Source organism: Enterobacter cloacae complex sp. P40C2, assembly GCF_014930695.1.
In the GTDB taxonomy this organism is placed as follows: Bacteria; Pseudomonadota; Gammaproteobacteria; order Enterobacterales; family Enterobacteriaceae; genus Enterobacter; species Enterobacter pasteurii.
This window is the reverse complement of record NZ_JADBRP010000005.1, coordinates 228,619-241,880: the sequence shown is the minus strand read 5'-3', so window position 1 is coordinate 241,880 and position 13,262 is coordinate 228,619. Positions and strand designations below refer to the sequence as shown.

General features: G+C 57.2%; 13 protein-coding genes and 1 pseudogene. 11 read left to right on the top strand and 3 right to left on the bottom strand.

Going from position 1 to position 13,262, the window contains the following annotated elements:
• Positions 1-9: 9 nt before the first annotated feature.
• The 9 genes and pseudogenes from IM304_RS22260 (at position 10) to IM304_RS12030 (ending at position 8,346) form a co-directional block, all read left to right on the top strand.
• Positions 10-2,273, top strand: a pseudogene (locus IM304_RS22260) (NtaA/DmoA family FMN-dependent monooxygenase).
• 9 nt (positions 2,274-2,282) lie between these two features.
• Positions 2,283-2,792: a GNAT family N-acetyltransferase gene (locus tag IM304_RS12065; protein WP_148419777.1), complete on the top strand. Its 510-nt coding sequence runs from the start codon at positions 2,283-2,285 to the stop codon at positions 2,790-2,792.
• 9 nt (positions 2,793-2,801) lie between these two features.
• A complete protein-coding gene (locus tag IM304_RS12060) occupies positions 2,802-3,728 on the top strand; it encodes an amino acid ABC transporter permease (protein WP_193355187.1) in 927 nt (308 codons plus the stop codon).
• Positions 3,712-4,485: an amino acid ABC transporter ATP-binding protein gene (locus IM304_RS12055; RefSeq protein ID WP_193355186.1), complete on the top strand. Its 774-nt coding sequence runs from the start codon at positions 3,712-3,714 to the stop codon at positions 4,483-4,485. Before IM304_RS12060 ends, IM304_RS12055 begins: the two co-directional genes overlap by 17 nt.
• Positions 4,486-4,494: 9 nt before the next feature.
• Positions 4,495-5,382, top strand: a complete 888-nt coding sequence (locus IM304_RS12050) for a transporter substrate-binding domain-containing protein (RefSeq protein ID WP_193355185.1) — start codon at positions 4,495-4,497, stop codon at positions 5,380-5,382.
• A gap of 166 nt (positions 5,383-5,548) precedes the next feature.
• Positions 5,549-6,166 (top strand): glutathione S-transferase family protein, encoded by a 618-nt coding sequence (locus IM304_RS12045; RefSeq protein ID WP_193355184.1) that lies wholly within the window; start codon positions 5,549-5,551, stop codon positions 6,164-6,166.
• A gap of 38 nt (positions 6,167-6,204) precedes the next feature.
• Positions 6,205-6,435: a tautomerase PptA gene (gene pptA, locus IM304_RS12040; protein ID WP_148419782.1), complete on the top strand. Its 231-nt coding sequence runs from the start codon at positions 6,205-6,207 to the stop codon at positions 6,433-6,435.
• Positions 6,436-6,618: 183 nt separating this feature from the next.
• Positions 6,619-7,620, top strand: coding sequence for a Kdo(2)-lipid IV(A) acyltransferase (locus IM304_RS12035; RefSeq protein WP_193355183.1), 1,002 nt, complete (start codon positions 6,619-6,621; stop codon positions 7,618-7,620).
• Positions 7,621-7,710: 90 nt separating this feature from the next.
• Entirely contained in the window at positions 7,711-8,346 is a 636-nt protein-coding gene (locus IM304_RS12030) for a helix-turn-helix domain-containing protein (protein WP_193355182.1), read from the top strand.
• A 136-nt stretch (positions 8,347-8,482) separates the two neighbouring features.
• Here IM304_RS12030 and IM304_RS12025 read toward each other — a convergent pair whose 3' ends face one another.
• On the bottom strand, positions 8,483-8,959 hold the full coding sequence (locus IM304_RS12025) for a GNAT family N-acetyltransferase (RefSeq protein WP_193355181.1): 477 nt from the start codon (positions 8,957-8,959) through the stop codon (positions 8,483-8,485).
• 85 nt (positions 8,960-9,044) lie between these two features.
• On the opposite strand from IM304_RS12025, the gene IM304_RS12020 reads away from it, so the two are divergent.
• The gene (locus IM304_RS12020) at positions 9,045-9,977 is read left to right on the top strand and encodes a LysR family transcriptional regulator (RefSeq protein ID WP_176610260.1); all 933 of its coding nucleotides are present in this window, start codon (positions 9,045-9,047) and stop codon (positions 9,975-9,977) included.
• Here the strand turns inward: IM304_RS12020 and IM304_RS12015 are convergent.
• Positions 9,966-10,277: a helix-turn-helix transcriptional regulator gene (locus IM304_RS12015; RefSeq protein ID WP_193355180.1), complete on the bottom strand. Its 312-nt coding sequence runs from the start codon at positions 10,275-10,277 to the stop codon at positions 9,966-9,968. The genes IM304_RS12020 and IM304_RS12015 overlap by 12 nt on opposite strands.
• Before the next feature lie 161 nt (positions 10,278-10,438).
• Between IM304_RS12015 and fusA the strand changes: the two genes are divergently transcribed.
• Complete coding sequence (gene fusA / locus IM304_RS12010; RefSeq protein WP_193355179.1) at positions 10,439-12,538, top strand: elongation factor G; 2,100 nt, start codon at positions 10,439-10,441, stop codon at positions 12,536-12,538.
• Positions 12,539-12,588: 50 nt separating this feature from the next.
• On the opposite strand, the gene IM304_RS12005 is transcribed toward fusA, so the two are convergent.
• Positions 12,589-13,161 (bottom strand): flavin reductase family protein, encoded by a 573-nt coding sequence (locus IM304_RS12005; protein ID WP_193355178.1) that lies wholly within the window; start codon positions 13,159-13,161, stop codon positions 12,589-12,591.
• Between the last annotated feature and the right edge of the window lie 101 nt (positions 13,162-13,262).

Sequence of the window (13,262 nt, the reverse complement as noted above, 5' to 3'; positions counted from 1 at the left end):
GAGGTGAATATGTCTGCAAATCGTCAATTGCGGCTGGGTACCATTTTGCATGGTGCATCCGGAAATATGTCGGCCTGGCGTCATCCGGCGGCGGTCGCGGATGCCAGCATTAATTTTGATTTCGTTAAAGAAACGGCATTAAAAGCGGAAGAGGGCAAGCTCGACTTTATTTTTGTGGCCGACGGTCTTTATATTAACGAGAAATCCATTCCGCATTTTTTAAACCGCTTTGAGCCGCTGACGGTTTTGTCCGCCCTGGCAAGCGTTACCTCGCGCCTGGGGCTGGTCGGCACGTTGTCCACCTCCTACAGCGAGCCTTTCACCGTGGCGCGCCAGTTTGCCAGCCTCGATCACCTGAGCAACGGCCGCGCGGGCTGGAACGTTGTGACCTCACCGCTGGAAGGATCAGCGAAAAACTTCTCCCGCGACAAACATCCTGAGCATGCGCTGCGCTACCGCATTGCCGATGAGTATCTCGACGTGGTCAAAGGGTTATGGGATTCCTGGGAAGGGGATGCCTTTATCCGCAATAAGGAGAGCGGACAGTTTTTCGACGCGTCAAAACTGCATACCCTGGATCACCACGGGGATTTCTTCCGGGTTTCCGGCCCGCTGAACATTGGCCGCACGCCGCAGGGGCGTCCGATTGTCTTTCAGGCCGGCGCGTCGGATGACGGTAAAAAGCTGGCGGCGAAACACGCCGACGCCATCTTTACCCACCATGAAACGCTGGAAGACGCCCGGGCCTTTTACCGCGATGTCAAACAGCAGCTGGAAAGTCACGGACGCCGCGCAGAGGATTTACATATATTCCAGGGCGTCAGCGTGATTGTCGGAAAAGACGCCGATGACGCAGAAAACCAGTATCAAACCACGGCGGCGCTGGTCTCCATTCATGATGCGCTGAACTATCTCGGACGTTATTTCGAGCATCACGACTTCAGCCAGTATCCCCTCGACGCGCCGTTCCCGGATATTGGCGATTTAGGCAAAAACAGCTTCCGCAGCACCACCGATGAAATCAAGCGTAACGCCCGTGAGCGCAACTTAACTCTGCGTCAGGTTGCGCTGGAAGCCGCATCGCCGCGCCCGCGTTTTTCCGGCACGCCGGAGCAGGTGGCCGATGGATTACAGGCCTGGTTCGAGGAGAAGGCGGCAGACGGCTTCATTATTCAGGGCGGTACGCCGGATACCTTTGCGCGCTTTGTCGACCAGGTGGTGCCCGTTTTACAGGCGCGCGGCCTTTTCCGCAGCGAGTATCCCGGCACCACGCTGCGCGAAAGTCTGGGCTTAGACGAACCCAAAAATCAGTTCACACAACAATAAAAGAGAAAAACGCTATGCAGAAATCATCGCTTATTCTGGCGCTTGCGCTGGCCTTTACTCCTGCCGTCTGGGCAGAGAACGTCAATATTAACGGCACCGGCGTGAGCATTGAGGTGAATAAAACGCCGATCCATACCGCTAAAAACAGCGATGCGATCGCGCAGTTGCCGAAAGACTACCGCTTTGCCGTGCCGGGGAAATTTACCGTGGCGGTGGCGGGACTGAATCAGCCGCCGCTGACGGTCTTTTCCGACGACAACAAAACTCTGCTTGGGAGTGAGGTCGACATTGCGCGCCTGGTGGCGGACAGCCTCGGGCTCGAGCTCAACGTCGTGCCCACCTCCTGGGAGGACTGGCCGCTGGGGGTTGCATCCGGGAAATACGACGCGGCGATCAGCAATATCACCGTCACCAAAGCGCGCAAGGAGAAGTTCGACTTCGCCACCTACCGCAAGGATTCCCTTGGCTTTTACGTGAAATCCACCAGCCCGATCGCGTCGCTGCAGAAGGCGGAAGATATCGCCGGGCTGCGCATCATCGTCGGCTCCGGCACCAACCAGGAGGCGATCCTGCTGGCGTGGAACGAAGCGAACCTGAAAAAAGGGCTTAAGCCGTTTATCCCGGTCTACACCAAAGACGATGCGGCGCAAACCCTCGCGCTACAGTCAGGCCGCGCTGACGCCTATTTTGGCCCGAACGTGATCGGCGCCTGGAAAGCGGCGCTGAACGGTAAAACCAGGCTGGTCGGCAGCGTCGACGGCGGCTGGCCGAAGGCGGCGCATATCGCGGTGACGCTGAAAAAAGGGAGCGGCCTGGTTGAACCGGTTCAAACGGCGCTTAACGGCGTAATTAAGAACGGAGATTACGACAACGTGCTGAACCGCTGGGGGGAAGGCGTTGAGCGTATCCCCCATTCCGAAGTTAACCCGGCTGGTCTGGGCGATTAAGGAGGCGCTATGCGGGAACAATTTCGTGACGTTTCGCCGGAAGACGCCGATCTTCAGCCCATTATCGTCGGGCTGTTCGGTGAATACGCCGCTCGTTACGGCGACTACTTTTCAAAAGATGCAGAAGTCGAGCTGACGGAGTGGTACCTGGCGCCGCAGGGGCTGTTTATCGTGCTGGAGCGCGATGGCGAAATCATCGCTACCGGCGCTTATAAACCCTTCGACGAACGCACGGCAGAAATCAAGCGTATCTGGACGAATAAAACGCTGCGCCAGCAGGGGCTGGCCGCGCGCGTGGTACAGGAGCTGGAGCGCAGGGCGATACTGGCGGGCTACAGCCACATTTACCTGACTACCGGGTTTCGTCAGCCGGAGGCGGTACGGCTTTATCTGAGTCAGGGGTATCAGCCGCAGTTCGATCTCAACCGCGATCCGGAAGAGTACAGCCAGCCGCCGTTCGATGGTCGGCTGCGCTTCACCAAGACGCTGATCCGCGAAGCGCTCAGCAAAACCGCATAAGGAGCGACGATGAGCAAGGTAGAAACCATAAAAGTGGTCCCGGCACGTTATCCGCTGCGCACGGTCGGCGCTGCGGTGGCGCTGTTTGTGCTGGCGGTCGTGATTCAGTCCGTGGCCTTTAATCCACGCTGGGAGTGGGCGGTATTTGCCCGCTGGTTCTTTGATCCGGTGATCCTTGAAGGTGTCGGTCAGACGCTGCTGCTCACGCTGATAGGCACCGTGCTGAGCGTGGTGATTGGCGGCATGCTGGCGCTGGCGCGGCTCTCGTCATCCTGGCTGTTGGGCAGCCTGGCGTGGGGATATATCTGGCTTTTTCGCTCTCTGCCGCTGATCGTGGTGCTGATCGTTCTTTATAACTTTTCCTATCTCTACGACACGCTCTCTCTCGGCGTGCCTTTTACCGGCATTACCTGGGGCAGCTTTGAAACCATCAACGTTCTCGGGCAATTTTCTACCGCCGTTGTGGGACTGACGCTGGTGCAGAGCGCCTATACCGCGGAAATTATCCGCGGAGGCTTCCTTGGGGTCGATCATGGTCAGTATGAGGCGGCGGCTGCGCTGGGTCTGCCGGCGTGGCGCCGCACCGTGCGGATTATTCTTCCGCAGGCGCTGCGCACCATTTTGCCGTCCGGGTTCAATGAAATCATCAGCCTCGCCAAAGGTACGGCGATGGTTTACGTGCTGGCGATGCCGGAGCTTTTCTACACGATTCAGATGATCTACAACCGAACGCAGGAGGTCATTCCGCTGTTGATGGTGGGTGCCGTCTGGTACCTGGTGATTACCACCGTCCTGTCTGCCATCCAGCACGTCGTTGAGCGCGGGCTCGCCCGCAGCGAGCGCCGCTCCGCCGTAAACCACAACCGGACTGCCAGCCGGACGCGTTCCGTTACCACCTCGCCAGCACAGGAGCCTGTTCATGCAAGCCTCTCCTGAAGGACACATTGCTATTACCGGCGTCAGCAAGTTTTTTGGCCGTCATAAAGCGCTCGATAACGTTACGCTTGAGATCCCGCCGGGTTCCGTCACGGTGATCCTCGGTCCATCCGGCTCGGGAAAATCGACGCTGCTGCGCACCATTAACCATCTGGAACGCGTAGATGAAGGCTTTATTCAGATTGACGGAGAGTACATTGGCTACCGCCGCCAGGGCGACAAACTTTACGAGCTAAAGGAGAAAGAGATCCTCAAACAGCGCGTTAACGTGGGCTACGTGTTTCAGAACTTCAACCTTTTTCCGCATCTCACGGTGCTGGAAAACCTGATTGAGGCGCCCATCGCGCACAAGAAGCTCACCAGAAAGGCGGCTATAGCGCGCGCATACGGCCTGCTGGATGTAGTAGGGCTGCGCGATAAGGCCGATGCCTGGTCGCGTCACCTCTCCGGCGGACAGCAGCAGCGCATTGCCATTGCCCGCGCGCTGGCGTTACGCCCCCGCGTGTTGCTGTTTGATGAGCCCACCTCGGCGCTTGACCCGGAACTGGTTGGCGAAGTGCTGGACGTGATTAAAAAGCTGGCCCGCTCCGGCACTACGCTGGTGGTGGTCACCCATGAGATCGGCTTCGCCCGGGAAGTGGCGGATCAGGTGGTGTTTATGGTCGACGGAAAAATTGTGGAGCAGGGCAGCAGCGACGACGTCTTAAACTGTCCGTCGCATCCGCGAACGCGCCAGTTTCTCTCAAAAGTGCTGTAAGGAGCGCAGATGAAATATGGACTTCTGGCGGGGCTGATCTTTACGACGGCGAGCCATGCCAGCATTGATGTAAAAGCCAATGAACAACCGCTGCCGGTGGCGGTTGATCCGCAGGCGGTGGCGAAAATTCCGGCGAACTATAAATTTGTTGAGCCAGGTACCCTCACGGTGGCAATTTCCGCCCTGAATTCACCGCCGCTGGCGCTGTTGGCCAGCGATAACCGCACCCGTATTGGCAGCGACCCGGATATCGCCCGGTTGCTGGCGGGCAGCCTGGGGCTGAAACTGAAGCTGGTGCCAACGGCGTGGGAAGACTGGCCGCTGGGGATCGCCTCCGGGCGCTATGACGTGGCGTTGGTGAATATCGCCGTCACCGAACAGCGCAAGGAGAAGTTCGATTTTGCTACCTATCGCGTCGATTCGCTGGCTTTTTCGGTGAAATCCACCAGTAACGTACGGTCGATTTCCAGTGCGAAAGATCTGGCCGGTAAAAAGGTGATTGTCGGATCGGGCACCAATCAGGAACGTATTCTGCTCGGCTGGAACGAGGAGAATAAAAAGGCCGGACGCGAGCCTGCATTACCGGTTTATCTGACCGACGATGCCTCAGGCAATCTCTATATTCAGTCCGGCAGGGCGGACGTGTTCTTTGGACCACAATCCGTATCGGCCTACAAGGCGGCGTTAACCGGCAAAACCCGCGTCGTGGGATTAGGGCCGAAGAAAGCCTACGTCGCCACCACCACCAAAAAAGGGACCGGGCTGGTGTACGCGCTGCAGGCTGCGCTGGACGGTGCGATTAAGCGCGGGGACTATCAAAACGTGCTGGCGCGCTGGGGGGAGGCGGGCGAAGCGGTGACCAGCTCGGAGGTTAACCCGCCCGGGATAACCTACTAATGGTGCTCTATACCCTAAATAATTCGAGTTGCAGGAAGGCGGCAAGGGAACGAATCCCCGGGAGCGTACATAAGTACGTGACTGGGGTGAGTGAATGCAGCCAACGCACCTGCAACTTGAAGTATGGCGGGTATACACTTAGGGTTTTCATCCCTGAGGAGGCAACATGATTAAACTCTATGGCGTACCCGGCTGGGGCTCGGCAATCAGTGAAGTGATGCTGACCCTGGCAGACATCCCTTATCAGTTTATCAACGTGGACGGGTTTGACCGGCCCGGCCCGCAGCGCGAGCTGCTGATAAAACTCAACCCGCTGTGCCAGGTGCCGACGCTGGAGCTGGAAAACGGTACGATCGTGACGGAAACCGCGGCGATCGCCCTGATGGTGCTCGACCGATGCCCCGACCTGGCGCCGCCCGTGGGGCAGGCCGAGCGCCAGCAGTTTCAGCGCCTGCTTATCTGGTTTGTTGCCAACGTCTATCCAACGTTTACCTACGCAGATTATCCGGAGCGCTGGGTGCCTGACGCGCCGGAACAGCTGAAGAAAAACTGCATCGAGTACCGCAAATCTCTCTATCTGTGGTTCGACGCTCAGCTCAGCGCCTCGCCCTTTGCCCTTGGCGAACGGCTGACGCTGCTTGACGCGTATATTGCCGTCGCGCGCACCTGGGGGCCGCGTCATGAGTGGTTCGCTGCCAATACGCCCGCTATCACGTCAGTTGCGGATGCGGTCTGTGCGTTACCTCAACTGCACAAGGTGCTAAAAGCTAACGACATTTTCTGATAACGTTGAAAGCTCACATAATATAAGGAAGCCTGCACATGCCACACGTTGATATCAAATGTTTTCCACGCGATCTGAATGACGAACAAAAAACGGCGCTGGCGGCGGATATCGCCGAAGCGATCGCCCGTCATCTGAACAGCAAAGATCGCTCAATCTCCGTGGCGCTTCAGGAAGTTCAGGAAGCTGACTGGAAGGCGCAGGTCTGGGATACCGAGATCGGCCCGAAACTGGATCAACTGATTAAGAAGCCCGGCTATTCTATGTAACTTGCTTGCCGGGCGGTGCAATATCACCCGGCGATACCCGCCTTAATTTTCTATCGCAAAAATCGATAATAAAAACCATAACGATTCCGCTACAATCCCCCACCCGAACAATATCCGTTAAATCAGCAGGTAAGCACTGCAACAGCACTACGATAAGTACATTAGTAAAAGGATAATTTTCACATGACAAAATTACCTGAGTTTTCACTCGCCTTTTTGCATCCTCGTTACTGGCTCAGCTGGGCCGGCATTGCAGCGCTCTGGTGCACGGTACAGCTACCGTATCCGCTACTGTTAAAAACGGGTCACGGACTTGGCCGGCTGGCCATGCGCCTGCTTCCACGCCGCGTGGAGATAGCCAGACGTAATCTGGAGCTTTGCTTTCCGGACATGAACGACGAGGCGCGCGCGCGTTTACTTGAGCGTAATTTTGAATCGGTCGGGATGGGCGTCATCGAAACGGGTATCGCCTGGTTCTGGCCAGATCGGCGCGTGCGCAAATACTTTAGCGTGACCGGCTACGAGCACATGGAACAGGCGAGGGCGCAAGGCAGGGGCGTGGTGCTTATTGGCATGCATTTTCTGACGCTTGAGCTGGGCGCGCGCATTTTTGGCATGCTCAATGCGGGAATTGGTGTATATCGTCCCAACAATAATGCGCTGCTCGACTGGCTACAGACGCGCGGTCGCCTGCGCTCCAATAAAACCATGCTCGACCGCTACGATCTGAAGGGCATGATTCGCGCGCTTAAGCAAAATGAGATCCTGTGGTATGCCCCGGATCACGACTATGGCAAAACCAACAGCGTATTCGTGCCGTTTTTTGCCGTCCCGGACGCCGCGACAACCGCCGGTAGCTATATGCTGGTCAAAAGCGCCAGACCGGCCGTGATCCCGTTCGTACCGCGCAGAAAAGCAGACGGCACAGGGTACGAGCTGATTATTCTGGACGATATCAGCGGTGACTTGCAGGGAGGCGATAAGGCGGCCGTGGCTACGCAGATGAACAGGGCGATTGAGCGTGCGGTGATGATGGCGCCCGAGCAATATATGTGGCTGCACCGTCGCTTCAAAACGCGTCCAGAAGGGCAACCGGACCGGTATGCGCGAAAAAAACAGGTCCAGTCCTCAGCCAGAAACTTCTCTGCCAGCGATATGTCGGATCGGTCGAGCATCCAGCAGTAGCACAGGGGGCGGATACCGTTGCGCTCCGCCCTTTATAAAACCGGCGGCGCTGGATAGAATTACCGCATCCACCTTGTCGGGATGCAAAATATGACCGGAAGAGTCGACTATCACCTTGAAAAATATCTCCTCACCGAAGCGGCAGAGCCGGAGCGTCTGACCCGCCAGTGGGCGGAAGTGATGCGCGAGTGTCGCGAGCAGAAGTCCGGCGCTGAAGAGCGTTTGCGTCTCGCGCTGCTGAATGTGGATTATGTAACCAGCTTTGAGCTTCCCTTCCGGTTACTCCTCACCCGCGCCCCGCAGCTGATTGACGGGATAAGAAATGAGTTTCAGCTCAGCCAAAAAAATGTCCTGTTCAACGGCAAGCGGTTTGGCTGCGTCTACAGCCTTAAAAAAGACCTTGAAGGCGTTCCTGACGAATTTACCTATCACCTGAAAACGCGGATCCAGCGAAGCGATAGCGCAGGCGGAAGTGAGGTGCCTTACCGGCAAATCGCCCAGCAGGTGAAAGCCCCCAGGGAACGACTCAGGCTGGCACTCGAAAATGGGCTATCCGTAACGGCGCTCGACGGGCTTTTCTGGTTTGGCATTCAGCGCATCGCGGCCGACGTGCAGAGGCTAAGGAAAACGGGCGTGAGGATAGTGACGTCGGACACGGAGGTGTTCGATACGCTGACGATGACAACCCGGCGGATCCCGGTCTATAGTCAGACTCCTGCGGAATGAGCCTCAGTCGATGACCCGTCGCGGTCCTCTGAGAAGGCAAAAATAGCGGCAATCTTTTTCTCAGATATACCGTGCTTCAGTAACGCTTTCACTGACATTATGCCCCTAAAAAGAGGGGCGTTTTCATGCGACGACGCTATTCAGCAAATGCCCGCAACGCGTCGCCATCAAGACGATAGCGTACCCATTCGGACTGCGGTACAGCGCCGATGCTCAGATAAAAATCAATGGCAGACTGGTTCCAGTCAAGCACGCTCCACTCCAGGCGGCCGCAGTGACGTTCCACCGCGCATTGCGCGATCTTTTTCAGCAGTGCTTTCCCCGCGCCCCTGCTGCGGTATTCCGGAGAGACGTACAAATCTTCCATATAGATGCCGTTACGGCCAAGCCAGGTGGAATAGCTGGTGAAGAAAACGGCATACCCGACGGCGTGTCCTGCGTCTTCGGCGATCAGCGCTTCGGTTTTACCGTCCGCGCCAAACAGCGTTTTGCGGATCTCGTCCGGCGTGGTGACCACTTCTTCCGGCGCTTTTTCATAGACCGCGAGTTCGTAAATCATATCGTAAATTGCCGCTGCATCTTCAGGTCGCGCCTGACGGATCGTGATGCTCATTGGTGTCCCTTTATCTTTTTATGTGGTTGATGAGGGTAAGCATAAAGGGTAATGTCAGAAGAATTAAGTGCAATGAAATCAACGAATGATGAATATTATGCATCCGGCCTTACGTCGCCTTGATTTAAACCTCCTGCCGGTTTTTGACGCAATTTATCGCCACAGCTCCGTTCGTCTGGCGGCGGATGAGCTGGCGATGAGCACCTCGGCGCTCAGTCATGCCCTGTCACGGCTGCGCGTTTCGCTCAACGATCCGCTGTTCTACCGGGAGGGGCATCGGATGTGTCCCAGCGTCTATGCCACGCAGCTTGCGCCCGTTATTGCCTCGGCCCTGAAATATCTCGACCAGGAGCTGTCGCCGCAGCCGGAGTTTGATCCTGCCGTGAGTACGGCGTGTTTACAGATCGCGATAACGGACTTTACCGCGTTCTGCATCTTCCCTGCGCTTATGAATACACTTCAGCATGCGGCGCCTGGCCTGCGTCTGGAATTACGTTATCTGCCGCACAGCCCGGCGTTGACGGAATTACTGGCAGGAGAGGTGGATCTGGCCCTGGGATTCAGCACCACCGGAGATCTCCGGTATCCGGAGCTGGAAGAGATTAGCTGGTTCGCGGATGAGTATGTCGTGATTAGCAACGCGAGCCGGAGCGCGCTGACGCTGGAGGATTATCTCGCCGCACGGCATCTTGTGGTTACGCCATGGAACGAGAAGCAGGGGGTGCTGGATTTACAGCTTGAACGCATGGGCTATACCCGACACATTGCGATCAAAACCCCGTCCATGCTCAGCGCCCCGTTTGTGATTGCAGAAAGCGATCTGCTGATGGCATTGCCTCGATTCGCCGCTGAAAAGCTGCTGCCAGCGACAAACATCAAGATTTTTCCTTTGCCGTTCCACATCAGCCCGTTTGAAGTGAAGATTTATTCGCACAAGCGCAGCGGTAAGCGAGGCGTCACGAACTGGCTAAAAGCCACGCTGCGCGCGCTGGGCGAAGGACTTCGGTCAGCGCGCTGATGATTCCGACTGTAACAGGATTGCCATCAGCCCCGGAAAGCGGGCATCCAGATCTTCTCTTCGCAGTGAAATCATATTCTCGCGCCCCTGCGGGCGCTGCCAGATCACGCCGCTGTCGCGCAGCACGCGCCAGTGGTGGGTCATGGTGGATTTCACCACATCTTCCGGCCGCAGGGCGTTGCAGCTCAGTTCGCTGCCGTCGGCCAGCCGACGGATAATCGCCAGCCGCAGCGGATTGCCGAGGGCAAACAGCACATTTTCCAGCAGTATTTGTTCAGGTTCGGGGTGGTTTGGAATCATCGTTTTCCTGTGTCTCACGTCAGGTTGAGCTATATCAACAATAGGTCAACCGTTAAAAAATAGTTCGATAATACTCGTACAATGGGACTATTATAACAAACGAACGAACAAGCGACCATCCCGGTCGTCACACATCAGTCATTAAGACTTAAGGAAATATCATGCCCCGACCCATCCCCCTCGAACGTTATCGCAACATCGGTATCTCCGCGCATATCGATGCCGGTAAAACAACCACCACCGAGCGCATCCTGTTTTATACCGGGATGAGCCACAAGCTGGGTGAAGTACACGATGGCGCGGCAACTACCGACTGGATGGCGCAGGAGCAGGAACGCGGGATCACCATTACGTCGGCAGCGGTGAGCTGTTTCTGGCCCGGCATGGACCGGAGCTTTGAGCCGCACCGGATCAATATCATCGACACCCCGGGCCACGTGGATTTCACCATTGAGGTGGAACGTTCCATGCGCGTGCTCGACGGTGCCGTAATGGTGTATGACTCCGTCGGCGGCGTACAGCCGCAGTCGGAAACCGTCTGGCGCCAGGCGAACAAATACCACGTCCCGCGGCTGGCGTTCGTCAATAAAATGGACCGCCCGGGCGCGGATTTCTTCCGCGTGGTGCGGATGATGCAGGAGCGTCTGAAGGCCAACCCGGTCCCGATTGTGATCCCGGTTGGCGCAGAAGAGCATTTCACCGGCGTGGTGGATCTCATCAAGATGCGCACCATCCTCTGGGACGATGCGACGCAGGGGATGGCGTTTAGCTACGCGCCGGTGCCTGACGACCTGCTGAGTACCGCTCAGGAGTGGCGTGAAAAGATGGTTTCTGCCGCAGCGGAAGCAAGCGACGCGCTGATGGACAAGTACCTTGAGACGGGCGATCTGGACGAGGCTGAAATCATCCAGGGGCTGCGTAGCCGTACCATCTCCGGTGAAATTCAGCCGATGCTGTGCGGCAGCGCCTTTAAGAACAAGGGCGTGCAGCGCATGCTCGACGCGGTTATCGAGCTGATGCCGTCCCCGCTGGACGTGCCCGCCATTGATGGCGTTGATGAAAACGGTCAGCATGCTGAGCGTCACCCCAGCGATGATGAACCGTTCTCGGCGCTGGCCTTCAAGCTGATGAGCGATCCGTACGTCGGCCAGCTGACCTTTATCCGCGTCTATTCCGGCATACTGCGCAAAGGCGACGCGGTCTATAACCCGGTGAAGGGCAAGAAAGAGCGTATCGGGCGCATCGTGCTGATGCATGCCAACGATCGCCACGAGGTGGACGAGCTGCGTGCGGGCGATATCGCGGCCTGCGTCGGGCTGAAAGACGTTACCACCGGCGATACGCTCACCGATCCGAATGCGGTAATCACGCTTGAACGCATGGAGTTTCCGGATCCGGTTATTTCGCTGGCGATCGAGCCAAAAACCAAGGCCGACCAGGAGAAAATGGGGATCGCGCTGCAGCGCCTGGCGGCGGAGGATCCGTCGTTCCGCCTGCACACGGACGAGGAGTCCGGCCAGACGATTATCTCCGGGATGGGCGAGCTGCACCTGGAAATCATCGTCGACCGCATGAAGCGGGAGTTTGGCGTAGAGGCAAATATTGGTCGTCCACAGGTCACCTACCGCGAAACCCTGCGTAAGGCGGTGAAGGATATCGAAGGCAAATTTGTCCGGCAGTCCGGCGGTAAAGGGCAGTACGGCCACGTAGTCCTGAGCCTGGAGCCGCTGGACCCCGGAAGCGGTTTTGTTTTTGAAGATGCCACCAAAGGCGGCGTGGTGCCGCGCGAGTATATTCCCTCCGTGGAAAAAGGGCTGCGCGAGGCCATGAATACCGGGGTGCTGGCGGGTTATCCGGTGGTCGACGTGAAGGCGACCCTGACGTTCGGTTCGTACCATGACGTTGACTCGTCGGAAATGGCCTTCCGCATGGCGGCGATCCTCGGCTTTAAGGAAGGCGCACGGCGCGCGGACCCGGTTATTCTTGAGCCGGTCATGCACGTCGAGGTAGAAACGCCGGAAGAGTATGCCGGTAATATTATGGGCGATCTCTCCTCCCGCCGCGGCATGGTGCAGGGGATGGCAGAGCAGTACGGCAGCCAGATTATCCGTGCTGACGTGCCGTTGGCCGAAATGTTTGGTTACGCCACCACGCTGCGCTCGATGTCCCAGGGGCGCGCGACGTATACGATGGAGTTCCATCATTTCGCAGAAGCTCCACGGAACGTAGCGGATGAGATCATTGCGAAGCGTGTGAAGTAACAAAAAAGCCCTCTTCCTCAGGAAGGGGGCTTTTCTCTTTTGAGGTTGCGCTACTCCGGCGCCTTAACCATTTTCCCGCTGGCGACAAACGTTCCGGCGCCAAGATGATGCAGCGTATTCAGCTTATCCCCATCAAACTGCCAGCGTCCGGCAACGAACGCGCGTTCGTCCGCGGCGGCGGAAACGACCTCACCAAACAGGGTGTCATATTTCTCTGCCGCAGAGGTCGCGGGCAATAGCCGGCACTCCATCCACGCCAGACATTTCTCTTCAATGACCGGCAGGCCAAGCTCGGGGCCATGAATAGCCGGGATCCCGTAGCAGTTAAACTTATCCTCGTCGCGGCCGCTGACGCTGCCGACGGCGTAGGTCCAGTTCGCTGCCGCCACGCCGGGTATCACAATGCCGAATTTTCCGCTGCGCTCGATCAGCTCCCGTGACCACGCGCTTTTGTCCACCACTATCGCGATACGCGGGGGTTCAAACTCTACCGGCATAGACCACGCGGCGGCCATGACGTTGCGACGATCGATGACGTCATCCCGGCTGGTGATGAGCACGGTCGGACCGTGATTCAAAAGGCGGCTGGCATGACGTAGTTCAACAGGGCGAAAGTGGCTCATGGTGGCTCCTTGTTTTTAGTGATGAGTATGGCGAAAAAGCACGGAAATCAAAGTGAGTGCGCGAAATTAGTTTATAAACTCAACATCACTCTCAAAGGAAA